Below are 26,416 nucleotides of genomic sequence, written 5' to 3'. Positions count from 1 at the left end.
CGAAACAAATAAACATGGAAACCGAATGCTGACGGAATTAATTTTTTTTAAAACGTTTTCATTGCCAAAACGAAAATAAACTGCTAGAATGATAAAAACGTAATGAAAACGCATTCATTTATTTTAAAATTACAACGTTGTAAATTTTGGTTAGGGGGAATGATGAGTAGAGAATTTGCCTATTGATCGTCGATTTGAGTCAGCGTCATATTCAATTTTTCAAACGTTGTAAATTTAAACCTGAAGGGAGTGGATTTTATTGAATAGCCGCACTGCGACTCTGATTAGGCTAATCAAACGGGACAAATATTTACTACTCATGTTTTCCCCTATTTTTATTTATTATTTGGTCATTATGTACTTACCGATGCCGGGCGTGATTATGGCCTTCAAAAACTTTACGCCGGGAAATGGCATCTTCGGCGGGGATTGGGTCGGGTTTAAATGGTTCATCCAATTTTATGACTCGATTTATTTTTGGAGATTGCTGCGCAACACCTTCTTGCTTGCTTTTCTGCCGTTGCTGTTCGGCTTTCCGATTCCAATTTTGTTCGCAATTTGCGTAGTCGAAATTAAAAACAGAGCATTTAAACGTTTCGCCCAAACGATTACGTATTTGCCGCATTTTATTTCAACCGTTGTCATCGCAGGCATGCTGATCAACTTCCTGTCGCCGACGGATGGCATCATCAATATTTTGCTAGGGAAGATAGGGATTGAGCCAATTAATTTCATGATGGAGCCGGGATGGTTCCGAACGATTTTCACTAGCTCGGAAATCTGGCAAAGCTTCGGCTTTAGCTCCATCATTTACATTGCAGCGATCATGAGTATTGATCCAGAAATGTATGATTCGGGAAAAATCGACGGGGTCAACAAATTTCAAGAGCTATGGCATTTAACGCTTCCAAGCATTAAACCTACAATTGTTATTTTACTGCTGCTTTCGCTTGGCGGCATTATGAGCGTAGGCTTCGAGAAAGTATATCTGCTTTATAACGCGGCAACGTATGAAACAGGAGATGTGCTTTCGACCTATGTATACCGGATGGGTATCATCGGACAAAACTACAGCTTCGCAACAGCCATTGGCGTATTCAATTCCATCATTACATTTATTCTTGTTTTTGCGGCGAATCAATTGACCCGACGGGCAACGAACATGTCGCTATGGTAAAAGCGCACACCTATACAAGTCGCTGGAAAAGGAGACTGGAATGAAAAAGTCTAGCACAGATCTGATTTATTATGGCCTCGTGTACTTCATAACTTGCGTGGCCATACTCGTAACCTTATATCCTTTCCTTTATGTCGTCAGCGTATCTTTCAGCTCCGTCAGCGCGATTGACAAGCAGCAGGTGTTTTTATATCCAGTCGAATTCACGATTTCGGGGTATAAAATGGTGCTTCAATACAAGGAGCTGTGGGTTTCCTTTTACAATACGGTATGGTACACCGTTGTCGGAACGACGCTGAATATTGTCGCCACCTGCCTGGCAGCGTTCCCGCTGTCCAGAACGCAATTTTTCCTAAGACGCAAGCTGAATTTCTTTATTGCCTTTACGATGTATTTTTCCGGCGGATTAATTCCGCTCTACATGCTGCTGACGACACTAGGCCTATACAATACACGATGGGTTATGATTGTTCCAGTGCTCGTCATTACATTCAATGTCATGATTTGCCGCTCGGCCTTTGAAGGCATCCCGAAGGAAATATTCGAGAGCGCCTCCATCGACGGAGCGAATGATATTACAATGCTGTTCCGGCTCGCCGTGCCGATTGTCAAGCCAACGCTTGCGGTACTGACCTTGTATTACGCGGTGTTTCACTGGAACAATTTTTTCTCGGCGCTGCTTTATTTAGGCAATCAGGAGCTGCAGCCGCTGCAAATTTTTCTGCGAAGGGTGCTCATTATGGCCTCTCCGGAAATTATGCAGCGTATGGGAGGTGCGACGTCAACAGCCTCGCTTGCGGTATCCTCTCTGCAAGTCAGATATGTATCTATCGTCGTGAGCATCTTACCTATTATTATGATTTACCCCTTTATCCAGCGTTATTTCGTTAAAGGCATTACGCTTGGAGCTGTAAAAGGCTAACGACCGCTTTTAAACTCAGCATCTACTAATGGAGGGAACGTTAAATGGCACAACAGTTAACAGGGACGAAAAAAGTATTGTCGGTCATGATTTTGGCAACAGCTTTGGCGGGATGCAGCAATAGTGGGGCGCCGGCAGCAACAGATGGCAATGCCGCACCAGCGGCAAGCGCAGCAGTAGAGACAGGACCCGCCTACAACGGATCAGGGCCGATAACCGACCAAGCTAATCAGGAGCTTTCCTTCCTAGGAACGAATGCATGGACGACGAATGTGGATCTGGCAACGGCGGATATCGTCAAGGAAATTGAGAAAAATGCCAACGTTAAAGTGAATTGGCAGCTGCTGCCTCCGCAAAACTACGCGGATTCTGTAGGGCCGAGGCTTGCAGCGGGTACGGATTTGCCAGACATTGTTTATTTGCCTGACAAGGATATGACGATGAAATACTTGAGCGGCGGCATGTTTTTGCCTCTTAATGAGCTGTATGAGAAATATGGCGTCAATATGAAGAAGCTTTATGAGAAATCGCCTGATATTAAGGCCAGCCTGACAACTCCAGATGGTAATATATATTATGTCCCACAACAAACGCTGACGAAAAATTACATGCCGGAGTTTATGGTGAATGAAAGATGGCTGAAAAAGCTAGGCCTAGAGGAGCCTACCACGCTCGACGAATTCACAGAAATGCTTAAAAAGTTCAAAACGGATGATCCGAATGGCAATGGCAAGCAGGATGAAATTCCAATGTCGATGGATCCGAAATTTATCCCGATGGCTTTTGGACCAGTGTTTGGTATGGACTTATCTAGTAAGTTTTACGCCGATGACAGCGGCAAAGTGCATTATGGGTACTACGAGCCGGTATACAAGGAATATTTGACTTACCTGAAAGGCTTGTATGACGATGGTTTGCTGGGCGTTGATTTTGCCAGTACGACAGCGGATCAAGTGACATCGAGATTTTCACAAAATGTAACTGGAGTGACGTTCAACTTCAGCTGGTATACTTCGATGGTTTACAGCCCGCTGTTTGCGGACTACAACCCGGAGGAGCCGCTCATCCAAGGCATTTTACCGCTGAAAGGGCCGCATGGTGATCAGTTTTATGTAGGCCGTACGCCAGTAAGCGGAATTTTCGGTATTTCCAAAAATGCAAAAAATCCTGAGCTGGCCTTCAAATTTTTGGACTATGCTATTGGCGAAGAAGCCCAAACATACTACACTTGGGGTATTAAAGGCGTAACGTACGAGGAGAAGGACGGCAAGAAGGTGTTCACCGAGAAGGGTAAGGACAATGACTTCATTCAAAAATTAGGCATTGGCCCAGTTAACCTGCCTAGCGCGCAATCGACAGATTCTGCGGATTCTATTGTAGCACCTTGGCACAAGGAACGCGACAAGGAGCTTGAGCAATACATCCGTCCTCCATTCCCTGACGTATATGCGCTGCCTGAGGAAGCAAGCGTTGAGAATATGTCCATGCCGGACATCCAAACGTATGTCGATGAAATGAATTTGAAATTCATTACAGGCAAAGAAAGTCTTGATCAATTCGATGCTTACATTACAAACTTGAAAAATATGAATATTGAACAAATCATTGCGGGCAGGCAAGCTCAGTACGACCGGTACTTGGCTGCCTCGAAATCCTAGCCTTCACAGCATAGGGCAAGAGGGCCGCAAGCGGTTGATGGGAAAGGTGTGGGCTTAGGATTGGTTACTATAAAGGACATCGCCAAGCTTGCAGGAGTAAGCTACAGCACAGTTTCCAAGGCATTGAACAATGATCCGCTTATAAAACCGGCAACTAGACAGAAGGTGCTGGAGATCGCGGAAAAATATCAATACCGAAAAAATATTATGGCGCAGCAGCTTTCTTCGGGCAAAAGCAATATTATTGGCTTTGTTCTGGATGAACTCAGCAACCCGCTATTTTCCAATATCTCGAAAAATTTGCATAGCGAGCTGAAAAGCCGCGGCTATCAAATGATTTTGGTCATAGCGGGCGATGGAGTAGACATCTTTAGTCAGCTGCGAGTGGATGGTTGTATTTTTTGGGAGTATATGCTTGATGATCGGGAGGCGTTCTGGAAGCTCGTCTCCTCGATGCCAATGCCATGCTTCGTACTTGGCGCTGATGAAAATCCGAACTCACCTTATATTAAAATCGACCGCAAAGAAGGTATCTTCAAAGCGGTCGAGCATTTGAAAGCGCATGGACATGAGCGTATTGGGTTTATCGGCAATTCCCAGAACATTAAAATAGAAGGATATAAGGAAGCGCTGCAACGAACAGGGTTGGAATTTTGCCCAGAAAGCGTGCTTCCGGCTTATTCCTCTTGGGAAGATGGTTATTTTGCCGTACGCAACTATACGTTCACGAGCAGCTCGCCAACCGCATTCATCGGCCTCAACAACTTGGTTACACGCGGGGCGCTGCGTGCTTTCATTGAAGCGGGCTATCAAGTGCCTCAGGATATCTCCTTAATCGGTTACGATGATTTGCCGGATATGCAGTATGCCGAGGTCGCATTGACGACAATCGGCCCGCCGCTTGGCGAGCTGGCTGTTCAGGCGGCCGAGCTGATCGTTTCGCTTATACGGGGTGAAGACGTTAAATATCCGGTCGACATCCAGCCGAGGCTGTACTTGCGGAATTCGGTAGCGGCATGCAGGGAGCGAAGGTAGCTTAAAGGAGGACAATGCAATGCAACAGACAAAGAAGCTTGCCTGGACGCTACGGACAGCGGAAGCGATTATTAAGGGGACGGACGATAGCAGTCAGCAGGCTTGTCCGGCGGAGGTGTAGCGGCTAGAATGAATGCAGAAGAAGCAAAGGTTGTCCCTATAATAGTAGCCGCTGACGGAAGCGGCGATTTTACGACTATTCAAGCAGCAGTGGATGCCGTACCAGCGACGAACCAGGAGCGGGTTGTCATTTATGTTCGAAATGGGGTTTATAAGGAAAAGCTTCATATCGAAAAGCCAATGATCAGCTTAATCGGCGAAAATGTGAATGAGACGATTATTAGCTTTGATGACCATGCGACAAAAGCATTTCCAGATGGCGAGCTCTATCATACGTTTTATTCGTATACGGTGTTCGTAGGAGCGAATGATTTTATAGGAGAAAATATGACGATGATCAATTCGGCAGGCCCCGGAGAAAAAGTAGGTCAAGCGATTGCGCTATACACCGATGGCGATCGCGCCTGCTTCCGCAACTGTCGCTTAATTGGCCATCAGGATACGCTGTTTACGGGTCCGCTGCCAGAAGTTCCAATTGACCGCAGTTTTTTTGGCGGTCCGCGGGAGGGAGCTCCAAGAAGGCATTCCCGACAATATTACGAGAGCTGTTATATCGAGGGCGATGTTGATTTTATATTTGGATCGGCCACGGCGCTGTTCAATCGCTGCGAGATTTTTGCTAAAAATCGCGGGGCGAAAGAGCCCGAAGCCATTAATGGATGGATTGCTGCTGCCTCTACCCCAGCGCATCTGCCTTACGGCTATGTATTCAACGAATGTCGTTTAACAGGTGATGCTCCAGCAGGCAGCGTATACTTAGGCAGGCCATGGCGCAACCATGCCAAAACGATTTTTATTCGCTGCTGGATGGGCGAGCATATTGCTCCTGCTGGGTGGGATGATTGGAATAAGCTTGATGCCCATCCTACAATTGAATATGCGGAATATGCAAGTACAGGACCAGGCGGCTCCAATGACAAGCGAACGAGCTGGTCGCAGCAGCTTACTTCCGAGCAAGCTGAGCATTATGCACCGGAGCAGATTTTGGCTGGTGCCGATGGCTGGTCTCCTCTTCAAGTGGAGCGGCTGCTGGAATAGGCGCCTTGAGCCTGGAAGTTTGACAATCGCATACAAATTGTTTATGATAAGCAGATATAAATATCGGACAATGATGGAGAAAGTAGTTGTGATGGTTGCAGCTTTAGCGATTCGGGGATAGTGAGAGCCCGAAGCGAACCAGCAGCGAAAGGGCACTCCGGAGTCGCGTTTAAGAAAGCGGGTTTTCTTGCGCAGCAAGTAGAGAAGAACTAGTGTACAACTAACTGGTTATTGTTGCTGCAGTCAAGAAAGCCAAGTAGGGTGGAACCGCGGGAGATCAGCTCTCGTCCCTATGTCTGGCGGCAGACGTAGAGGCGAGAGTTTTTGCGTTCCCTTGAGACTGTCGCTGCTGGTGAAATTGCAAAAGCACAAAAGGAGCGAAAAAGGTATGAACTTTCAAAGCATGATATTAACGCTGCAGCAGTTCTGGGCCGAGCAAAATTGTATTTTGGTTCAGCCTTACGATGTGGAAAAAGGCGCAGGCACAATGAATCCTATGACGTTTTTGCGCTCAATTGGGCCAGAGCCTTGGAACGTAGCTTATGTGGAGCCTTCACGTCGTCCAAACGATGGCCGTTATGGTGAAAATCCAAACAGGCTGTACCAGCATCACCAGTTTCAGGTGATTTTAAAGCCGTCGCCGGATAATATTCAGGAGCTTTATTTAGAAAGTCTTACTCGTCTCGGTATTGATCCGAAGGATCACGATATCCGTTTCGTTGAGGACAACTGGGAAGCGCCGACGCTTGGAGCTTGGGGACTTGGCTGGGAAGTATGGCTCGATGGCATGGAAATTACGCAGTTTACTTATTTCCAGCAAGTGGGCGGCCTTGATGCAAGCCCGGTAGCCGTGGAAATTACATACGGAATGGAGCGTCTTGCTTCCTATATACAGGACAAAGAAAATGTGTTTGATCTTGAGTGGGTGGATGGCGTAACGTATGGCGATGTGTTCAAGCAGCCGGAATATGAGCATTCTAAATATACGTTTGAGACATCTGATACGGCCATGCTGTTCTCTTTGTTTAATATGTACGAAGAAGAAGCGAAGAAGACAATGGAGCATAATCTCGTGTTCCCGGCTTATGACTATGTGCTGAAATGCTCACATGCGTTCAATCAGCTTGATGCCCGCGGCGCAATCAGCGTGACGGAACGGACGGGCTACATTATGCGCGTGAGAAATTTGGCACGCCAAGTGGCTGCGACTTATTTGGAAGAGCGCGAGCGCCTTGGATTCCCGATGCTGAAAGAAAGGAGCGAGGCGTAATGGCTAAGGATTTATTGCTGGAAATTGGTTTGGAGGAAGTTCCTGCGAGGTTCGTCAGAGGTGCTATGAATCAGCTTAAGGAGAAGCTGGTCAAATGGCTTGCAGAATCGCGTATTGCTCATCAAGAAGTACAAGCTTTTGCTACGCCGCGCAGACTTGCTGTGCTGGTGCAAGGCGTTGAAGAGAAGCAGGCGGATGTCAATGAGCAGGTAAAGGGCCCGTCCCGCAAAATTGCCCAAGATGATCAGGGCAACTGGAGCAAAGCGGCACTTGGCTTTGCACGCAGTCAAGGCGCGGAGCCGGAGCAGCTTTATTTTCAAGAGCTTGCAGGAGTAGAATATGTTTATGCGAACAAAAGCAGCATCGGTATTGATACGGCGGCTGTATTGTCCGAAGGTTTGTCGAATGTGATTACCTCCATGTCGTTCCCGAAAAATATGCGTTGGGGAAGCTACGATTTGAGGTTCATTCGACCGATAAAGTGGTTAATGGCTCTTTATGGCCAAGATGTAGTCCCGTTTGAAATTACAGGTGTAAGCAGTGGAAACACCAGCAGAGGACATCGTTTCCTTGGGGCAGAAACAACCGTAACGGAGCCTTCGGCGTACAAAGAACGTTTGCGTGAGCAGCATGTTGTGGTCGATGTAGAAGAGCGGGAACAAATCATCGTCGCTCAAATTGAGCAACTGGCGAAGGAGCAAAATTGGGAAATCGCCATCAATCAGGATTTGCTGGAGGAAGTGCTGTTCCTTGTCGAGATTCCGAATGTGCTATATGGTACATTTGATCCCGAATTCCTCCATATTCCGCAGGAGGTGCTCATTACGTCGATGCGTGAGCATCAGCGGTATTTCCCGGTGCTGGATGACAAAGGTCAGCTGCTTCCATACTTTGTAACGGTTCGCAATGGCGACCGCAACAAAATTGACGTAGTAGCAAAAGGAAATGAAAAGGTGCTTCGCGCTCGTCTTTCCGATGCCAAGTTCTTCTATGAGGAAGATCAGAAGCTGGCGATTGGGGACGCACTTGCGAAGCTAGAAAACATTGTTTATCACGAGGAACTGGGGACGGTCTCCAATAAAGTCGGACGTATTAGCGCTTTGGCTGATTTACTTGCAGCAAAGCTTCAGGTGGATGCGGCTACTGCAGCGCATATTAGCCGTACGGCTAATATATGCAAATTTGACCTGGTTACCCAAATGGTCGGTGAGTTTCCAGAGCTGCAAGGCATTATGGGCGAGGATTATGCCCGTAAAGCAGGCGAGAACGAGACGGTTGCTGTTGCCATTAATGAGCATTATCAGCCGCGCTTTGCTGGAGATCGCGCCCCTGCCTCGATCACTGGCGCAGTTGTGAGCCTTGCAGATAAGCTGGATACGATTGTGGGCTGCTTCTCCATTGGCATTATTCCAACTGGTTCTCAGGATCCTTACGCTCTTCGCCGTCAAGCGGCTGGTGTCGTGCAAATTATTTTGGCACAGCGTCTGAATTTACAGCTTAGCGACTTGTTTGATGCGGCGCTTGAAGTTCATGAGGCAAGAGGCATGAAGCGCAGTGCGGATGATGTACGCAAAGATTTAACGGAATTTTTCGCGCTTCGTGTGAAAAATGTGTTGTCTGAGCAATCGATTCGTTATGACGTTGTAGATGCTGTAATGGGTGCGGGCTTTAACAATTTGCTGCTGACAGTGGAGCGTGCAGCTTTATTAAATGCACAAGCTTCCGGCGAAGACCGCGCAGCGTTTAAGCTTATTGTCGATGCTTTCAACCGCGTTAGCAATTTGGCTGCCAAAGCAACGACTAAGGATGTAGACGAAGCGTTGTTTGCGGAGCCAGCTGAATCGGCTCTGTACAAGGAATGGCAGACGGTTCATGCTTCGTTCCAGCAAGCTGTTGCCGAAGGAGAAATTGCTAATGCTGCAGCGAAGCTTGCTGCGCTGAAAGCACCAATTAATACGTATTTCGATGCTGTAATGGTTATGGCGGAAGATGAGAAGGTACGTGCAAACCGATTGGCGACTCTCTCTTTAATTGCAGAAGATATAGCGGTTGTAGCGGATTATTCGAAGCTTGTCTGGTCATAGGCTAGCGCAGAAAATAACCGTAGCAATCGTTGAATTGCTCATCTTCGAAACAACTTCTAATGAAGAAGGGGAGGATGATAAAATATGGCAAAAACAATGACAGATGTCATTATTTATGTCGTTTCGGATGCAGCTGGCGATACGGGCGAGCTAGTTGTAAGAGCTGCCGTCGCACAGTTTCATCCGATTCAGACGGATATCCGCAGAGCGCCATTCATTACGGATGTAACGGGGCTTGAACGGGTAGTCCGCCAAGCTCAGGAAGCGGGTGCGATCGTATTATTTACGCTCGTCATCCCGCATTTGCGCGAGGCGATGGGCAAGCTGGCAGAGCAATATGATATCGTGTCGATTGATCTGCTCGGCCCGCTCATCCAAAGTCTAGAAGTGAAGACGGGACAGCAGTCGCGGCAGGAGCCGGGTCTCAACCATGTGCTGGATGAAAATTATTTCCGCAAGGTGGACGCTGTTGAATTTGCTGTCCGTTACGATGATGCGAAGGATCCTTCGGGTGTACTCAAAGCTGATATTGTGCTCATCGGCGTATCCCGAACGTCCAAGACTCCGTTATCTATGTATTTAGCTCACCAGAAATACAAGGTGGCGAATATTCCGCTCGTACCGGAACTTAAGCCGCCCGCAGAGCTGTTTAATGTTCCGAAAGCGAAGATTATAGGGCTGACGATTGGCGTGCCCTATTTGAACATTATTCGCAAGGAACGGCTCAAGGCGCTTGGGCTGCCGAACAGCGCATCTTACGCGGCGACAGACCGCATCGAGAAGGAGCTGCTTTATGCGGAGTCCATCATGAAGCAGCTGGGTTGTGTCATTATTGACGTATCCCATCGTGCGGTCGAAGAAACGGCAAGCCTGATTATGGAGCATATCCGCTTTACTTAGGGCGCTATTCTAGAGCAGAAACGAGCGGTGAGTCGTTATTTCTATTAACAAACCTACCATCATCGTGGATGGAGATGCTTGTCCCGTCAAAGCGGAAATTAAGCAAATTGCCCGCAGCTTCTCATTGCCGGTGCTAATGGTTTCTTCTTATGATCATCACCTTGCGGCTGAAGAGGGCGTTAGCGTTGTTCAGGTGGAGGCGGGGAAGGATTCCGTCGATATGTATATCGTTAATCATTTGTTGAAGGGCGATATTGTGGTTACTCAGGATTTCGGTCTTGCCTGCATTGCGCTTGGCAAGGGGGCGCTTGTCCTGTCGCCGCGCGGCGAGCAATATACCGATGACAACATTGATTATTTGATGGAACGCCGTCATGAACAAGCCAAACGCAGGCGCAGCGGCGGTAAATCCAAGGGTCCGAAAGCGATGACAACGGAGGATCGAGATCGATTTCAACAAAAGATGACAAAAGTTTTGCAAAGCGAGCAGGAGAAACATGACATTTAGCGAATATTATTTACGTGTTACTTAGGATGAAGGTGATGAACGATGACATACGGTAATAAAATACCGGAGGAGGTCATAGATGCGGTACGCCGTCATTATGACATCGTAGAGACAGTCGGGAAGTATGTTCATCTCACGAAGCACGGCAAATATATGAAGGGGTTATGCCCTTTCCACTCTGAGAAGACCCCATCGTTCACGGTCACGCCAGAGCTGCAAATTTTCCATTGTTACGGTTGCGGTAAGACCGGACATGTCATACGATTCGTGGAAGAGATCGAGGGCTACTCTTTTCCAGAGGCGGTCAGAGTGCTTGCCGAGGAAGCGGGGATGCCTGTAACCTGGACTGGCGCCGAGGGCAGTCAGCGCGAAGAAGTTGACTTAGACCGCTTAGCCATTCTTGAAGCTCATCAGTTGACAGCGAAATTGTATAACTATCTATTGAATAACACACAGCATGGCAAAATTGCTAAAGACTATTTGCTTAATAGAGGTCTCAGGGAAAAGCAGATCGACCACTTTATGATAGGGTATGCGCCGGACCAATGGGACACGCTTAACCGATTTTTAACCGCAAGAAATTTTGACCCAGCTTTAATGGAAAAGGGCGGTTTGTTATCGGCTAAAAATGACGGCAGCGGTCATGTCGACCGTTTCAGAAGCCGAATCATGTTCCCGATATGGGATCGTGACGGCAAAGTAATTGCTTTCGGTGGAAGGGTAATTGGTGAAGGCGGACCCAAGTATTTGAATTCCCCGGAAACGATGCTGTTTACGAAGAGCCGAGTTTTTTACAATCTGCATCATGCAAGGCCAGCTATTCGCAAGAGCAAGCAGGTCGTTCTGTTTGAAGGATATATGGATGTTATTAAATCTTGGAGTGCAGGCGTAAATAATGGTGTCGCAACGATGGGTACCGCATTGACTGAGGAGCATTGTGCCATTCTCGGAAGGCAGGCGGAGGAGGTTATCCTGTGCTATGACGGCGATGATGCCGGACAAGCAGCTGCTTTGAAATCCATTCCGATGCTCGAGAAGGCCAAGCTTAGAGTTAGAGTGTCCATCCTGCCAAAGGGTAAGGACCCCGATGAGTACATTGAGGAATACGGCCCAGATACCTTTCTTAGGGAAGCAATCGACGGAGCGGCAACCATCACAAAATTTAAGCTTATATATTCAAGGAAAAACCATATACTGCTAACAGAAGAAGGCCGTAAAAACTATTTGCTCGAGGCGGCTGGCATTGTTGCTGATTTGGATTCCGCTATTGAACGCGAAGTTTATTTACAGGAGTTGTCCCGCGAGTTTAATTTCCCCCTTGACGTATTGAAGCAGGACTGCCAAGCCAAAGTGCTGGAGCTGCAAAAAAAGAAGCCGCAAGGGGATAATAACGATAATTCGTGGAATAATGGTAGGAATGAAAATCGCCGTAGTTCGGGCCCTCCAGCAGTGCTTCCTGCTTATGTTAAAGCAGAAATGCAATTGCTTCATGTTATGATGCGTGACAGAGGATCAGCGCTTGTGGTTCATGATAAGCTTGGGGAAGCGTTCGATGTGGAGGATCATGCAGCACTAGCTGCTTATTTGTACGCATTTTATGCAAAGGATAATGATTCCGATGTCGGAGGCTTTATTGATTCTCTTAGAGATGATCGTTTGGAGAGAGCAGCCGCCGCCATTTCCATGATGGAGGATGTCCCTTTTACTGAAGAGACATTGCTTGCCAATATTGAGCATGTTAGTAAAGTTCCAATATTTAGGGAGTTGGAGCGTAAGAAGGAAGAAGCGGTAAAGGCAGAACGGGCTGGAGATCATATACTAGCCGCGCAAATGCACATTGAGATTAATGCCCTAGAGAGACAGCTTAAAGGACAATAAAAGCTTGGGTTTCTAGGGAGGAGGGAGTCGGAATATGGCGAATGATCAGCATACTGGATTGGAAGCTGAACAAAAGCTGGATCAAGTCAAAGACCAGCTGATTGAACAGGGTAAGAAGAGATCCTCCCTAACTTATAAAGAGATTATGGAGAAATTATCGCCTTTCGACCAAGATCCGGAGCAGATTGACGAGTTTTTCGAGCAACTGGATGATCAAGGGATTGAGGTTCTCAATGAAAACGATGAGGAGCGCCATAACCCGCTTGATAATCGTGAAGGAGAACAGGAAAGAGAGCAGGACGACTTTAATTTTGATGATGACTTGGCGCTGCCGCCAGGCATCAAAATTAACGACCCTGTTCGCATGTACTTAAAAGAAATTGGACGCGTTCCGCTGCTTTCTGCTGACGATGAAATTGAACTTGCACGTCGAATTGAGAACGGAGACGAGGAAGCTAAACGCAGGTTGGCTGAAGCGAATCTTCGTCTAGTGGTCAGTATTGCCAAGCGTTATGTTGGTCGCGGCATGCTGTTTCTTGACTTGATTCAAGAGGGCAATATGGGCCTGATTAAAGCGGTTGAGAAGTTTGACCATTTGAAGGGCTTTAAATTCAGTACGTATGCGACATGGTGGATTCGCCAAGCGATTACACGGGCGATTGCCGATCAGGCGCGGACGATCCGAATTCCCGTGCATATGGTGGAAACGATCAACAAGCTGATTAGAGTATCGCGTCAATTGCTGCAAGAATTGGGACGTGAGCCATCACCGGAAGAAATTGCTGAGGAGATGGAGCTAAGCACGGAAAAAGTTCGGGAAATTATGAAGATCGCTCAGGAGCCAGTATCGCTGGAGACGCCGATTGGCGAAGAAGACGATTCCCATCTTGGTGATTTCATTGAAGACCAGGAGGCGCTTGCTCCTGCGGATGCAGCTGCTTATGAGCTGCTGAAGGAACAGCTTGAGGATGTGCTCGATACGCTTACCGAGCGTGAAGAGAATGTCTTGCGCTTGCGCTTCGGTCTTGATGACGGACGTACAAGAACGCTGGAAGAAGTGGGCAAGGTGTTCGGCGTAACTCGCGAGCGGATCCGGCAAATTGAGGCGAAGGCGCTTCGCAAATTGCGTCATCCGAGCCGCAGCAAACGCTTGAAGGATTTTCTTGAATAAATCGTGTTTAGAACGGTAGGCAGGTTTTATAACGCGATATCGTTATAATGTTTTACAGATTAGACCTTTCTGCATGAACGAGCAGCAAGGTCTTTTTTTTCAAAACACGAGTTGGTATAAAGTTCCCTTGAAAGGAATAAGCCCGGGATGAATGAAGAGCGTCGGCAGACCATTGTTAAAGAGATCGATTATTGGAGCAGAAGCAAGCTTCTGCCGCAGCAGTATTGTGATTTTCTGCTTAATTTATATGTGGATCCCGATCAAGAAGAAGATCCCAAAAAAAGGCAAGCTTCTTCACGCGGAATCGGTAAGGCGGTCATGGCCGCTTCGCAAGCGTCAGGGAAGCAATGGCTGCTTACTTTTGGTTTTTTTACCTTAATTTCCTTGGTTGTGCTTTATTTTAACGCTTTTCATCCTTTATTGCAAATAGGGGTCGTCGCTTCAGCAGTCGTCATTTCACTTATTATTTCCCAGCGGGTACGTAAACGAAATGAAGCCACTGGTCTTGTAATCGGTGGGGTAGGCATGCTGCTTATGCTTGGGGCAGGAATGTACATGCTAAATTTCCATGGCATCGAGGAGTGGTACTGGCAGGCATGCTTGCTTGGCTTCTGTTCTGTATTTTGGATCGTATATGGCATTAGCGCTCGTATTCATATTTTGCATTTATGCGGCTGGATTGCTTCCTTGCTCGTATATGCATGGCTGTTGTCACGTTTGACCGATTCTCCTGCATGGTATGGCATTCAGCTTTATTGGTTGCCGCTGTCGGGCTTGTTCGGATGGGCTAGCTGGTTCGTACATCAATGGTCGAAGCCGGTTTCGGCTGTATTGTTCGTAACCTGTGCTTTAGTATGGTTTATGCCTGAGCTGTATGCAATGCTGTTTGTGCTGGAAACGGATTGGCTGCAATTGCAGCTGCTCATTAAAATCGCTTTAGGCGGCATATTATTGTTTGCAATGAGAAAAAAATGGATAGTGTGGGTTGCTTAATGTTGAAACTTTCTAACCGATTACAAACGATTGCGGGCTATGTAACAGCGGGCTCGCGTATAGCTGATATTGGATCAGATCATGCGCAGCTGCCTGTTTATTTGCTGCAAGCGGGAATAGTGCCCTCGGCGATTGCCGGAGAATTAAATAAAGGGCCGTTTGATGCGGCACGCAGGCAGGGAGCAGCAGTAGGTCTGCTACATAAGCTCGATGTTCGCCAAGGAGATGGCTTATCCGTCATTCAGCCGCTGGAGGTTGATACGGTAACGATTGCGGGTATGGGCGGCGCATTAATGAGCGATATTTTGGAGGCTGGTTATCAGGCTGGAAAGCTTGAGGGCGTCAAAGAGCTGGTGCTTCAGCCCAATGTTGGCGAGGACCGGGTCAGAAGCTGGCTGCTTGAGCACGGCTGGTCGCTGCTTGCTGAGACGATCATGGAGGAGGACGGAAAGATTTACGAGGTTCTCCATGCTCAGAAGCAAGATGACCAAGAGAGCAAGGTGCATCACGCTAAAGTGTATGACACGTCCTTATTGCCTGACTCCTTGTCTGAGGAAATTCGCTTAGCTCTGCTCGTGCGGATGGGACCTTTTTTGCTGCGCAAGCCGATTCCGATATTTCATCAAAAATGGCAGGCAGAGCTTGAAAAGCTGGAACGCGTATGCCAAAGCCTATCCCTGTCAGAGCAGCCGGAAGCAGCTGGCAAGCTGGCGCAGCTGCGACAGGAGATAACGATTATGAAGGAGGTGCTCGCATGCTTGCCAATGGACAAACCGTCGTCCAAATAATGGAGCAGCTTGCTCCAAAGCATTATGCGGTAGAAAATGATAAAATCGGGCTGCAGCTTGGGACGCTGGCGAAGCCCATTAGCCATATTCTCGTGGCACTCGACGTGACGGATGAGGTCGTGGACGAGGCGATCGCGGCTGGAGCAGAGCTGATTATTGCCCACCATGCCATTATTTTCCGCCCGCTCTCAAAGCTGGATACTTCCACGCCAGCAGGCAAGCTGTATGAGAAGCTAATCAAAAATGATATAGCGGTGTACATTTCCCACACCAATCTGGATGTAACAGATGGCGGCATTAACGATTGGATGGCGGATTTGGTCGGTATAAAGCCGGAAGGGCGTGTTTGCCTGGAGGAAGTGCACACGGACCAGTGGAACAAGCTCGTCGTATTCGTGCCTCAAGGACATGAGGAAAAGGTGCTGGAGGCGATTTGGAGCGCAGGAGGCGGCCAGATCGGCGATTACAGCCGCTGCAGCTTTATAAGCGAAGGAACGGGAACGTTTTTGCCTGGGGAAGGAACGACGCCTTATATTGGGACTCCTGGCAAGCTGGAGAAAACAGCTGAGGTCCGGCTTGAGGTCGTTGTCCCAGACAGCTTAAAGCGCAAAGCCGTGCAAGCGATGCTGAAAGCCCATCCTTACGATGAGGTTGCTTATGACTTGTACGAAATCGACTTAACTTGCCGTTCAGTTGGACTGGGCAGAGCGGGTAAGCTGAGCGAGCCTGTAACGCTTGCTGAGCTTACAGAGCGTGTGAAGCAGGCATTTGAGGTGCCCGTTGTTCGGGTAGTTGGTGAAGCACAACGTGTTGTGCGTAAAGTGGCTGTACTGGGCGGCTCAGGGGCGCGCTACGTTCGTCATGCGATTTTTGCCGGAGCTGATGTGCTCATTACGGGCGATATTGACTATCATACCGCTCATGATGCACTCGCTGCGGGAATAGCGATTATTGACCCGGGCCATAATGTGGAAAAAATAATGAAGCAGCGTACAGCCGATTGGCTTAATGTGCAGCTGGAGTCGCGCAAATCAGATACAAAGGCAATCGCCTCTGCGATTCATACGGAGCCTTTTACTTTTGTATAACGCCTAGCGGCAGCTTGGAAAATGATTAAAGCTGTCAATCGTCTGTGAAAATGTCACCTTAACTGTGCTATGAAAATGTCACTTGTAAGCGTGGAGGCCGCCCTTACCAGGAGGCCTCTAAATAATCGTTGTGCTGCGAATTTATCTTGTCTTGGAACGTACTTGGTTTTGTGTTACGCTTAGTGATGTTGTTGTCATGCGTGGTTTTCCACGGATGATCGTTGGCGGGTTTGCGTGGCTGCGCAGAACTCGCCTTTTTCTTTTGCTCGGGCTCAGGCCGTTCTGTTTTCTTGAGCTGCAAAGCTTGTCCACGATGCCAAATGAACACGTCTCCTGAAAGCGTCTGGCGCACTTCAACGACTGATTTCGCGTCAAAACGCTGAGGTGAGGGTTCCGCGAAAGTGTAGACCGTACCCGCATAAGAAAGGGTATGGCCTGACCCCAACGTTCGAAGCTCGCGGATCGTAAAGATATGATCAAGTTGAACGTTATCGCGGAGCTTCATGTAGGCGGATTCGCTGGAACGCGGAGCAACGGCAAATTGCTTGTTATGCTTCGCGATGAGCCGTGGGAGCGCTACGTTTGCTTCTTCCATTGAGGTGATGCCAAGCAGCCGTAGCTCAATGACCAGACGATCCTGTAAGGTCAGCCAGAGGCGTTCAACACGGCCTTTCGCTTGTGGCGTGGTTGCTTTTATATGTTCAATATGTAGCTCAGCCATCGCCTTTCCAAAGTGAGAGAGAGGCTTTGTTTCGCCAGCAAGTTCCTGTTCGACGGTAAGCTTCTCATGGGGCGAGCGGAAGATCGTGTGTCTGTCGCTGTAAAGGCTAAGCGGGATGCCATATTTCTGGATACCCTGTTGCATCACAATCGAGTAACCCTCCCGACATTCGTTGGGGCGAAATACAGCGCCAACGACAGTGCCCGTAGCATCATCAATAGCCGCATGCAAGGAAAAGGCGGGAGTGTGCTCCTCCAACCATGCATAAGAGGCCGCGTCGATCTGCCAGAGCATGCCCGCTTGGGCTCTACGCTGACGAGGCTGGTGAGTCTTCGTCTGGCGTCTTTGCTTGGCTTGTTTGAGTCCTTTAGCGAGCAGAATACGTCTCACACTGGAACGGCTCAGTTCCATGTTCTCATGCTCTTGGAGCAACTCGGCAAAGTGGCAACTGTTGCTGCCCTGATATTTTGCTGTGTATAACTCGGCTGCTCGTTCTTTTATGTCTTCCTTTAATGCGTGTATCGGCTTCCTTCCCCGATTTTTATGGGCAATGCCTGATTCTCCTTCTGCTTTATATTTGTTCTTCAGTCGAATGATTTGTCTAACGGAAATTCCTAGCGTCAAAGCCCCCTCGCTGTTTGTCAGATGTCCATCCCCTATTTTCTGCACCACATGGATCTTCTTCAGTTCTTTTCTCGTCAATGTAATGGTCTCCTGTCCCATAGTGACATTATCTCAGAACAGTTATGGGGTGACATTATCACAGAAGAACAACAGGAAAATGATTAAAGCTTGAGCTTTACGTCAATACCTTGTATACTGATTGATGCACCGGAAAGTTTGACAGACAATCGCTGGCGGCCTTGTTGCCGCGAGAGGAAAGTCCGGGCTCCACAAGGCAGGATGCTGGATAACGTCCAGTCAGCGCGAGTTGAAGGATAGTGCCACAGAAATGGACCGCCGATGGCTGGCTTCGTGCCAGCACAGGCAAGGGTGGAACCGTGGTGTAAGAGACCACGAGGAGTACAGGTGACTGTATTCCTGGTAAACCCCATCTGGAGCAAGACCGAGAGGACGTTGCAGCTTCGAGCTGCAGCCTTAGCCTGAGGCACGTCCGGGTTGGTTGCTGGAGCCGCTTAGCAATAGGCGGCGTAGATAGATGATTGTCGCTTTCTTAGTGGGAGGGTCGTCACCGTTTGGACCACTGAAAGTACAGAACCCGGCTTACGGCAAACTTTCCGTAACGAACTTAAACAAGCAACAAGGTGAAACGGCTATCGCCGTCCATTGGCGGCAAGGCATGTTTCAATCCGAGAAATATAAGCCTAATGATAAGTGTGAAACTTATAAATTCTTATATTTTGTACTTTGCGTCATTTGCGATTATAGAGATGGTAGTGGACGTTCCTTCGGGAGCTAACGGCCCTGCATCTCTTTTTTGCATATGGAGCTTAATCCGATTTTATTTGAGCAGTTCAAGCAGTTAAATAAAAGCATGGCTGGAAGCAAATAAGCTGCTTCGTAGCCATGCTTTTATAGTTTCTATTCAGCCCCTCGGACAAGCAGCTTAAACCTGTTTGCCATGCCAGCGCAGTCTCCTAGCAGCTTATTTTTCATATTTGCGCGTGACGGCATTGAGGCGGTTTTTCGTTTTGTCTGGGTACGTCTGGAGTGCCGTATTAAAGTTCATTGCAGCTTTGAGAGCACGGTCAATGTCTATTTCTCCGTAGCCAAAATAAACATCCTTACCAGGGTCGCCTAAATCAACAGCTGATTTGCGCATAATTTCCATCACTTCCTCATTCGTCAGATCTGGATTGACAGACCGAATGAGGCCAGCTAGCGCCGCTACATGCGGACTTGCCATTGAGGTGCCGGAGAGCGCCGCATATTGGCCTCCAGGATACGTGCTGGCAATGCTGTCTCCCGGTGCGGCGACATCAATATAGTCACCGTAGTTGGAGAAAGAGGCTTTTTTCTGCGCGGAATCTGTTGCCGCAACAGCGAATACTTCGGGATAAGCGGCTGGATAGCCCGGGCGATCCGTATTGTCATTGCCGCTGGCTGCAATCAGTACAACGTCATGATCGTACGCATATTTAATGGCATCATGCAGGAAATCAGCCTGTGCATAATTGCCGAGGCTCATATTAATAACCTTGGCGCCGTGATCAGTTGCCCAGATCAGCCCTTGAGCGACCGAGTAGGTTGAGCCAGCACCGCTGCTGTCGAGCACCTTGACCGGCATCACCTTGTTGTACCAGGATAAGCCGGCAACACCCTCGCCATTGTTGACGGACGCACCAATGATGCCAGCTACATGCGTACCGTGACCGACATCATCATCGGGCTTTGCCTCACTGTCGACGATGTTGGTGCCCTCCAGCAGCTTGCCCTGCAAATCAGGATGATCCAATTGGACGCCAGTGTCCAGTACTGCTACAATGACCTGATCACTGCCCTTTGACAGCTTCCAGCCTTTCTCCGTTTCGATGGAGGGCAGATTCCACTGATATTTGGCATACAGCGCGTCATTGGGAATGACGTCTCCGCTGTCGCCGTCATTATTTGTTTCATTCGTCATATATAAATAGTGAGGCTCGACATATTCCGTTTTCCAGGAGCGGCTGAAATATTCCTTCATTTGCTTCGCCTCCATATTCCGGGAACGGAACACATACGTATTGTCGATCTGATTAATTTGGTTGACGGAAACCGCGTTAACGGATTGCTTCATTTTTTCAAGCTGCTCATCGGTTACCTTCTCGGCAAAATGAACGACAACATCCTTCACATGATAGTGGCTGGCATTGCCATTGTCTTCCCCAGTCTTCACCGTTGTATCACGGTTCGTATTTGGAATAACCGACTCAATTCGGTAGTTGCCCTCGTTCGGATAGGGGACAAGCCGCAAATTGCGCTTCTGATGTCGCTCCACCTGAGTGACAATATCCTGCTTAATGACGCCGACGACGCCCATGCCGCGATATTTCTGATGGGGAACCCCGAGCACGATGAAGCGGCTGCCACTCTCATTTACAAAGGGCCTTGATTCGTACGTTTTGCCCTGCTTGACAGCTGCCACAGCTGCTTCTACCTCACTTTTGCCGGAGTTAGAAGGTATGGCACCGCGCTGTACGCTTCGCTCTCCGTTCATCAAGCGAATGTAGGACATGTGCTTATGCATGTTCATCATGCTGGTAACGTGCTTGGTCGCTACTGCGTTTCCTGTTGTCCGAGTTTTCCCGGCCTGGCTCGTGTCCATTAGCTTGTAAAATTGTTTGGTGCATTCAGAGACGCACAGAAAAGAAGTGGCCTCCATATCCCGACCCAGCGTACGAAGCTTGTGCTGCTTCTCCTGATCGGCAGACAAGCTTTTGACAGGTGCAGCGGGTTTTTCCCCTTGAGGAAGAAACAAAGGTGCAGTAGGAATTAGCAGCGTCGCCGCAACAAGAACGGTAAAAACGCCGATCCATTTCTTTTTCATTTGTACAAACCTCCATTAAATGACAGCTGGAATAACAGCATGAGCCTGTTTGATGTATAGGTTCGCTTTAAAATCCAGAAAATATGCGGCACAATCAGCGTTTCTCCAGTACCATCTGCAAGTAATTTGTGGTACTATGTTGATGCCTAGAGTTTTATGAGCTTGCAACGTTTAAGCTTGTTTGGATTGAAGAAAGGGGAACTACCTATGCCAGCGACTAATGTCAAACCACTTAGTGAGACAACCCGTATTAAACTAAAAGAAGCTGTGAATCAATTGGAGCCATTTTTGAATCACTATTCGCTCGTACAATTGAATGGGGAGCAAAGCAGTGATGAGGCGCAAAATTTTTACAAAGGCCTGCTATCCGATTTGAGACATTTGTTGGTGTTTTCTGAGGTCTCGGTTGAAAAGCTGGGAGTATTGCTCAGACGCCCCAATTTTGATAACGATTTTGCAGAACGTGCCTTGTACGAAGTGTATCATCAATGTGTAAATGCCTTCTTCTATCCTAAAAATGAATGTTATTCGGAAGATGGCCGCTATGCATACACAGGCCAAGACGCGATTCGCTTCTTGTTCAAGCCTGTTCGTGAAGCCCGCGATATCGTTTTGTCTTTATCCAAAATTTACGAAGAGCTGCGCGATGAGCTTGCCTACTACGAAACAGACTACATGACCCAGCGCCGGATGCAGGGGCAAAAATAAGGCAGAATGAATCACCTCCGTTCAGGGAAACTTGATAGCGGAGGTGATTTTTTTATGCCAAAGGGCGTATCATGCAGCGTATCGAATTGCACATTTTGGTCAGAAGGTAATAACTGTGGCGCCGATTCCATTGCGATTGATATTGATCAGCATGCAGGTGCCGATTATGGATCAGAATTTGCTGCTGAAGAGCTTGGCTTGCAGCATCAGGATCAGGCGGCGAAGTCGTCTGCAACATGCTGTCATACCTTTAATGCGCGTTAAGCGCTAAGGCATGGCTGTCTGGTGGACAAGGATGGGCTAGAAACGCTTGAATCGAAAGGCAAAGTTTATGAAGTGGAGGTGAGCCCAAATGGAACGCTGGGATGAAACAAAGGGTGCAAGTCATGGGGAGAAGGAGCAATACGACGAAGCAGCGTTAGAGGAGCGTCATCATAGAGCATTGTTATCCGATGAAGAAATAAACGGTGCAAGCCGTAATATCAATGAAGAAATGGCGGGAGAATTTGCCGCTGGTGTACCCATTCCCGTATCTTATGTACCGCGCAGCGAAAGCGAAGGCAGAAGTGAACGCGAGGATTCGGTAAGGGAAAGTGCCGGAGGCACCGCGCTGGGCTGGGTTGGCTTGGTGTTTGCAATTGCTTCATGGTTTTTATGGCCTGCCCTGATGGGGGCAGCCGCAGCAGTACTTGGCTTTGTCGCGTATCGACAAGGGGCGAAGGGGCTTGGAGCATGGGCAGCCACTATTGGCCTTATTGCCTTCGTGCTCGCTGTTGTCATTATTCCGCTGTACCGCGCAATAACCTGAACCTGAAAAAAAGCCTCCGACCATCCGCTTATACAGCGGTGCCGGAGGCTTTTTGCCGTTATTCTATCGCGAATTCGCGGTGCTTAATGACCTCTTGATTCAGAGCGAGCATTCGTTTATCGAGTAAGTTTATCATATCGGCGGATTCCTTCAGCTGCTGTTGAATTTCCGGCGGAATACCTTCATTATATTTGTAATAAATTTTATGCTCCAGACTGGCCCAGAAATCCATCGCACTCGTGCGAATTTGAATTTCGACAAGCACATTTTCAATGCGGTTCGTTAGGAAAACAGGGATTTCTACGATGAGATGCAGGCTCTTATAGCCGTTTGGCTTCGGATTGAGGACGTAATCCTTCACTTCAATCACTTTAACGTCGGTTTGCTGGCTGATCATTTCCAATATTTGATAAATATCAGTGGAAAATGAGCAGATGACCCGGACGCCCGCGATATCGCGAATATGTTCTTTTGCATTTTCCAAATTGATATCCAAATTTTTGCGGCGGAGCTTGTCCATGACGCTTTCGGGATTTTTAATCCGCGTTTTGACATGCTCAATCGGGTTGTAGTCATGAATAAATTGAAATTCCTCGTTTAAAATATTCAGCTTCGTCTCCACTTCATCCAAGGCAAATTTATACGTTAAGAAAAAGTGCGCCCATTGCTTCATCATATCTCGCTGCATGCGATCCATCACTCCTAATATCATTCTTGCTGCTATTATTGTACCATGTTCCAGCCCACATTGCTCATTTCGGAGGTCGAGGGGGACGTGGCTTAGCGCTAAGCCCGTCTGACAGCTGCGGCGGCAGGATTGAATGTTACAGCCAATTTACATATAATTTAAACAGCATGGGAGGATGAGCGCAATGATTATAGATATTCATAATGTCACCTGGGAACGGGAGGAGAAGGTCGTCCTTCACGGAATAGATTGGCAGGTTGAAGCGGGTCAGCACTGGTGTTTGCTAGGGCTTAACGGCTCTGGGAAGACGACTCTTTTAAATATGATTAACGGCTATATTTGGCCAACGACCGGGTCTGTATCGGTGCTGGGGCATCCATTTGGTGAATACGATTTGCGGGAGCTGCGCAAAAGCATAGGCTGGGTCAGCACATCGCTTCAGCAGAAGCTGCATGGTCAGGATACCGCCTTCAAAATTGTCTTAAGCGGAAAATTCGCTACGATTGGGCTTTACGATCAAGCGCTAGAGGAGGATGAGGAGCAGGCGATTTCGCTGATGCGCAAGCTCGGCTGCGAAGTGTTGCTGAACCGGACGTACAGCACGCTCTCGCAGGGCGAGCGCCAGCGGGTGCTCATTGCCAGAGCGCTGATGGCTGCGCCTAAGCTGCTCATCCTGGACGAGCCTTGTACCGGGCTCGATGTGTTCGCAAGAGAACAGCTGCTCGCGATGATCAATCAGGTGGCACAGCAGCCAGATGCGCCTACAATTATTTATGTAACTCATCATGTGGAGGAAATTTTGCCTTGCTTTAATCAAACGCTGCTTATAAAGGATGGCCGGGTGTTCGAAGCAGGTGACACAAGCAAGGTGCTCTCCTCTGCACACATGAGCGATTTTTTTGGCGTTCCTGTAGTGATCGAACAGCGTGAGAACCGCAATTGGCTCTTTATAAAGGCAGCTGAGAGCAAATGAGTATCGAATTGGGGCCAGCACGTTTGGAGCCTTTACGTATTGTGCCCCCTCCAAAGCTTCCTAGACGGCAGCGAATAATCCACTGGTTAAAGGCGAGGATGCGGCAGCGGCTCGCCTATGATAGTACGCTGTTTTACCATGGCTCGGCGGGCTTGCTGATCGTGGGAACGCTGGCGATGGTGCTGGTTGCGCTAGGCATGCCGACGGGATTAGGGATGCTTGTGGATATCGGCGGTTTTGTGTCGCTAAATACGGTGGTATTGTATGCAGCTGCACAGCTGTGCTCGGCGCTGCTGACACTGATGTATGTGCCCGTTCCTCGCTTGTTTGCCGGGTTTTTCTTGTACGTAGCATTTGAAGCTTATTTCATTTTGTATTATTCGGAATTTGGCATACTCATGGCGGCGCTGCTTGCTGCGGCATATGCAATTTGCGGCGCGATAGCAGGCATGCTACTCGGTCAAATTGTGAAGCTGCCCGTCAAAGGGCTCGCCGTAGCAGGTATGATTGTGGCAGGTGCGCTATTAGTAAACTTTGCGGCGAATCAATGGAGCGGAGCATCTGATGAGGCAGCACCAGCAGCCGATATGGATTCCAGCTTTTTTTCTGCAAATGGGGCATCGGATATGAGTCTAGGAGACGGCGTGCCGGTTGCTTCCATCGGAGCTGACAATCCGGCCTTGCCTGGCGATTACAGCTATAAGGCCTTTACCTATGGCAGCGGGAGCGACAAGCATCGCATCGAATACGGCGAGCAGGCGGAGCTGCTTGCGACCTCCGTAGACGCATCGGCATATATTAAGAAGTGGGCGTGGCTCAAGCAGAAATTTTGGGGCTTTGATCAACGCGAGCTTCCGTTAAACGCGAGAGTGTGGATGCCGGAGGGCGATGGAGCGTTCCCGCTGGTGCTCATGGTGCATGGCAATCATTTAATGGAGGAGTTTTCGGACGCAGGCTATGCCTACTTGGGCGAGCTGCTTGCGAGCCGGGGCTTTATCGCGATTTCGATAGATGAAAACTTCCTTAATTATTCAGTCTGGTCGGGCATCCCCGAGCAGGATATGAAAATGCGGGCATGGATGATGCTCAAGCACATTCAACAAATCCAGTCGTTCAGCACGCTGACGGATAATCCCTTTTACAGCAAAGTTGATTTTTCCAAAATATCTTTAATCGGGCATTCACGCGGCGGTCAAGCGGTCGCGATGGTCGTGGATTACAAACGATGGTTTGCTGAGGATGAAGGGCTTGCCAGCATCGGTCAGGTCCATTTTGCTTCCATTGTGGCATTGGCCCCGACGGACAAGCAAGTGGATGATGCATCGGCGCGGATTAAAGATGTGAGCTATTTGACGCTGCAAGGTGCAAGGGATGGCGACGTCAACAGCTTTTATGGAGACAGGCAGTACATTCGCACGAGCTTTACGCTAGGCTCACCGTATTTTAAAGCGTCGCTCTATATGTCCAATGCGAACCACAGCCGCTTTAATTCGGACTGGGGCATGATGGATGAACGGGTTCCCGGCGGCCTTTTTCTTAATCAGCAGAACATGATGACGCAGGCGGAACAGCAGCAGGCGGCTAAGGTGTATGTCTCGGCTTTTCTGGAAGCTACTCTGCATGGCAACGATGCTTATAAGCCCTTGTTCGAAAATAACAAAACGGCGCTGGCTTGGCTCCCCTCCACCAGCCATTATGTAAGCAGATATGAGAATGCTTCCTTCCTCGCGGCCGCGCGTTATGAAGAAGACGTGAATAAGCTGACGCTGCCGAGCGGAGGCAAGCTGAGCGCCAAAGGCTTCAAGGTTTGGGAGGAGTCGGAGGCGAAGGACCGGGACAATCGCAATAAAGGCTCGCGCGGAGCTGTGCTGGAATGGGAGGCTGCTGCGTCCTACACCTTGGAGCTTTCAGGGACGTATAGCGAGGCCGTCGTTTCCAAAGGACTGGATACTTTCAGCTTTTCAATGGAAAATAGGGGAGTGGAAAATAAGCATGATGCGGAAGCTGCGCCGCAAATTGAGCTGGAGCTTGTGCCTGCACAGGGGAAGGCGGTGCGCTTGCCCTTATCCAGCTTTAACGATATTCCGCTGCCCTTCGAAACGCAGTTTACTATTGCTCCCTGGCTGGAGAAGCGAATTAAAAAGGGGAAATATAAAGAAAGCGTTGAATCGGTGTTTCAAACCTACAGCTTGCCGCTAGCACGGTTTGCGGAAGCAGGCGGCTGGCCATCCGGAACAAAAATTACCCGGATAACGTTTTATTTTTCCGGTACGGCTGGCCGGGTGATGCTCGATGACATCGGCTTTTATCAATAAATACGGCTGTAAACAAGTAACCTCCCGGCAGAAGGGAGGTTATTTGCACACTTATAGGTAAGGCTTTCCTTTCGCTGCGAAAGCCG

The 26,416-nt window shown here is 48.5% G+C and carries 22 protein-coding genes and 1 other RNA gene; 20 read left to right on the top strand and 3 right to left on the bottom strand.

The genetic code is table 11. From position 1 onward, the window contains the following. The first annotated feature begins 259 nt into the window (after window positions 1-259). From V5J77_RS16715 to V5J77_RS16650, 14 genes are all read left to right on the top strand, one after another. Window positions 260-1,177, top strand: a complete 918-nt coding sequence (locus V5J77_RS16715; protein ID WP_338551957.1) for an ABC transporter permease subunit — start codon at window positions 260-262, stop codon at window positions 1,175-1,177. Between the two features lie 40 nt (window positions 1,178-1,217). Next, window positions 1,218-2,099: a carbohydrate ABC transporter permease gene (locus V5J77_RS16710; RefSeq protein WP_338551956.1), complete on the top strand. Its 882-nt coding sequence runs from the start codon at window positions 1,218-1,220 to the stop codon at window positions 2,097-2,099. Between the two features lie 44 nt (window positions 2,100-2,143). After that, complete coding sequence (locus V5J77_RS16705; RefSeq protein WP_338551955.1) at window positions 2,144-3,757, top strand: extracellular solute-binding protein; 1,614 nt, start codon at window positions 2,144-2,146, stop codon at window positions 3,755-3,757. 60 nt (window positions 3,758-3,817) lie between these two features. Beyond that, window positions 3,818-4,792 carry a LacI family DNA-binding transcriptional regulator gene (locus V5J77_RS16700; protein WP_338551954.1) on the top strand — a complete coding sequence of 325 codons (975 nt, stop codon included), beginning with the start codon at window positions 3,818-3,820 and terminating at the stop codon, window positions 4,790-4,792. A gap of 129 nt (window positions 4,793-4,921) precedes the next feature. Beyond that, the gene (locus V5J77_RS16695; protein WP_338551953.1) at window positions 4,922-5,950 is read left to right on the top strand and encodes a pectinesterase family protein; all 1,029 of its coding nucleotides are present in this window, start codon (window positions 4,922-4,924) and stop codon (window positions 5,948-5,950) included. A 388-nt stretch (window positions 5,951-6,338) separates the two neighbouring features. Continuing rightward, the gene (glyQ, locus tag V5J77_RS16690) at window positions 6,339-7,220 is read left to right on the top strand and encodes a glycine--tRNA ligase subunit alpha (protein ID WP_046229903.1); all 882 of its coding nucleotides are present in this window, start codon (window positions 6,339-6,341) and stop codon (window positions 7,218-7,220) included. Beyond that, complete coding sequence (glyS, locus tag V5J77_RS16685; RefSeq protein ID WP_338551952.1) at window positions 7,220-9,304, top strand: glycine--tRNA ligase subunit beta; 2,085 nt, start codon at window positions 7,220-7,222, stop codon at window positions 9,302-9,304. The genes glyQ and glyS overlap by 1 nt, the downstream gene beginning before the upstream one ends. 84 nt (window positions 9,305-9,388) lie before the next feature. Beyond that, the gene (locus V5J77_RS16680) at window positions 9,389-10,204 is read left to right on the top strand and encodes a pyruvate, water dikinase regulatory protein (RefSeq protein ID WP_338551951.1); all 816 of its coding nucleotides are present in this window, start codon (window positions 9,389-9,391) and stop codon (window positions 10,202-10,204) included. Window positions 10,205-10,265: 61 nt separating this feature from the next. After that, complete coding sequence (locus V5J77_RS16675) at window positions 10,266-10,712, top strand: YaiI/YqxD family protein (RefSeq protein ID WP_338556871.1); 447 nt, start codon at window positions 10,266-10,268, stop codon at window positions 10,710-10,712. 42 nt (window positions 10,713-10,754) lie between these two features. After that, complete coding sequence (gene dnaG / locus V5J77_RS16670; protein WP_338551950.1) at window positions 10,755-12,590, top strand: DNA primase; 1,836 nt, start codon at window positions 10,755-10,757, stop codon at window positions 12,588-12,590. A 34-nt stretch (window positions 12,591-12,624) separates the two neighbouring features. Further along, window positions 12,625-13,761 (top strand): RNA polymerase sigma factor RpoD, encoded by a 1,137-nt coding sequence (rpoD, locus tag V5J77_RS16665; protein ID WP_338551949.1) that lies wholly within the window; start codon window positions 12,625-12,627, stop codon window positions 13,759-13,761. Window positions 13,762-13,908: 147 nt separating this feature from the next. Continuing rightward, on the top strand, window positions 13,909-14,754 hold the full coding sequence (locus V5J77_RS16660) for a hypothetical protein (protein ID WP_338551948.1): 846 nt from the start codon (window positions 13,909-13,911) through the stop codon (window positions 14,752-14,754). Further along, a complete protein-coding gene (locus V5J77_RS16655; RefSeq protein WP_338551947.1) occupies window positions 14,754-15,542 on the top strand; it encodes a tRNA (adenine(22)-N(1))-methyltransferase TrmK in 789 nt (262 codons plus the stop codon). Before V5J77_RS16660 ends, V5J77_RS16655 begins: the two co-directional genes overlap by 1 nt. Continuing rightward, window positions 15,509-16,630 (top strand): Nif3-like dinuclear metal center hexameric protein, encoded by a 1,122-nt coding sequence (locus tag V5J77_RS16650; protein WP_338551946.1) that lies wholly within the window; start codon window positions 15,509-15,511, stop codon window positions 16,628-16,630. Before V5J77_RS16655 ends, V5J77_RS16650 begins: the two co-directional genes overlap by 34 nt. 103 nt (window positions 16,631-16,733) lie before the next feature. Here V5J77_RS16650 and V5J77_RS16645 read toward each other — a convergent pair whose 3' ends face one another. Then, complete coding sequence (locus tag V5J77_RS16645; protein WP_338551945.1) at window positions 16,734-18,053, bottom strand: ISNCY family transposase; 1,320 nt, start codon at window positions 18,051-18,053, stop codon at window positions 16,734-16,736. Window positions 18,054-18,186: 133 nt separating this feature from the next. Between V5J77_RS16645 and rnpB the strand changes: the two genes are divergently transcribed. Continuing rightward, window positions 18,187-18,593, top strand: an RNA gene (gene rnpB / locus V5J77_RS16640) — RNase P RNA component class A. 364 nt (window positions 18,594-18,957) lie between these two features. Here the strand turns inward: rnpB and V5J77_RS16635 are convergent. Next, window positions 18,958-20,838 carry a S8 family peptidase gene (locus V5J77_RS16635; RefSeq protein WP_338551944.1) on the bottom strand — a complete coding sequence of 627 codons (1,881 nt, stop codon included), beginning with the start codon at window positions 20,836-20,838 and terminating at the stop codon, window positions 18,958-18,960. 207 nt (window positions 20,839-21,045) lie between these two features. Between V5J77_RS16635 and V5J77_RS16630 the strand changes: the two genes are divergently transcribed. From V5J77_RS16630 to V5J77_RS16620, 3 genes are all read left to right on the top strand, one after another. Then, window positions 21,046-21,546 carry a YpuI family protein gene (locus tag V5J77_RS16630; protein WP_338551943.1) on the top strand — a complete coding sequence of 167 codons (501 nt, stop codon included), beginning with the start codon at window positions 21,046-21,048 and terminating at the stop codon, window positions 21,544-21,546. A 54-nt stretch (window positions 21,547-21,600) separates the two neighbouring features. Further along, complete coding sequence (locus V5J77_RS16625) at window positions 21,601-21,810, top strand: DUF1540 domain-containing protein (RefSeq protein WP_338551942.1); 210 nt, start codon at window positions 21,601-21,603, stop codon at window positions 21,808-21,810. 88 nt (window positions 21,811-21,898) lie between these two features. Beyond that, window positions 21,899-22,354, top strand: a complete 456-nt coding sequence (locus tag V5J77_RS16620) for a hypothetical protein (RefSeq protein ID WP_338551941.1) — start codon at window positions 21,899-21,901, stop codon at window positions 22,352-22,354. A gap of 58 nt (window positions 22,355-22,412) precedes the next feature. Here the strand turns inward: V5J77_RS16620 and V5J77_RS16615 are convergent, their stop codons facing one another. Continuing rightward, window positions 22,413-23,042: a GTP pyrophosphokinase family protein gene (locus V5J77_RS16615; RefSeq protein WP_338551940.1), complete on the bottom strand. Its 630-nt coding sequence runs from the start codon at window positions 23,040-23,042 to the stop codon at window positions 22,413-22,415. A gap of 184 nt (window positions 23,043-23,226) precedes the next feature. Between V5J77_RS16615 and V5J77_RS16610 the strand changes: the two genes are divergently transcribed. Further along, a complete protein-coding gene (locus tag V5J77_RS16610) occupies window positions 23,227-24,015 on the top strand; it encodes an ABC transporter ATP-binding protein (protein ID WP_338551939.1) in 789 nt (262 codons plus the stop codon). Continuing rightward, entirely contained in the window at window positions 24,012-26,330 is a 2,319-nt protein-coding gene (locus V5J77_RS16605; protein ID WP_338551938.1) for an alpha/beta hydrolase, read from the top strand. Before V5J77_RS16610 ends, V5J77_RS16605 begins: the two co-directional genes overlap by 4 nt. The last annotated feature ends 86 nt before the right edge of the window (window positions 26,331-26,416 follow it).

This window comes from Paenibacillus sp. KS-LC4 (genome assembly GCF_036894955.1).
Taxonomy (GTDB): domain Bacteria; phylum Bacillota; class Bacilli; order Paenibacillales; family Paenibacillaceae; genus Pristimantibacillus.
The sequence above is the reverse complement of the archived record's forward strand: the minus strand, read 5'-3'. Positions and strand labels throughout refer to the sequence as shown.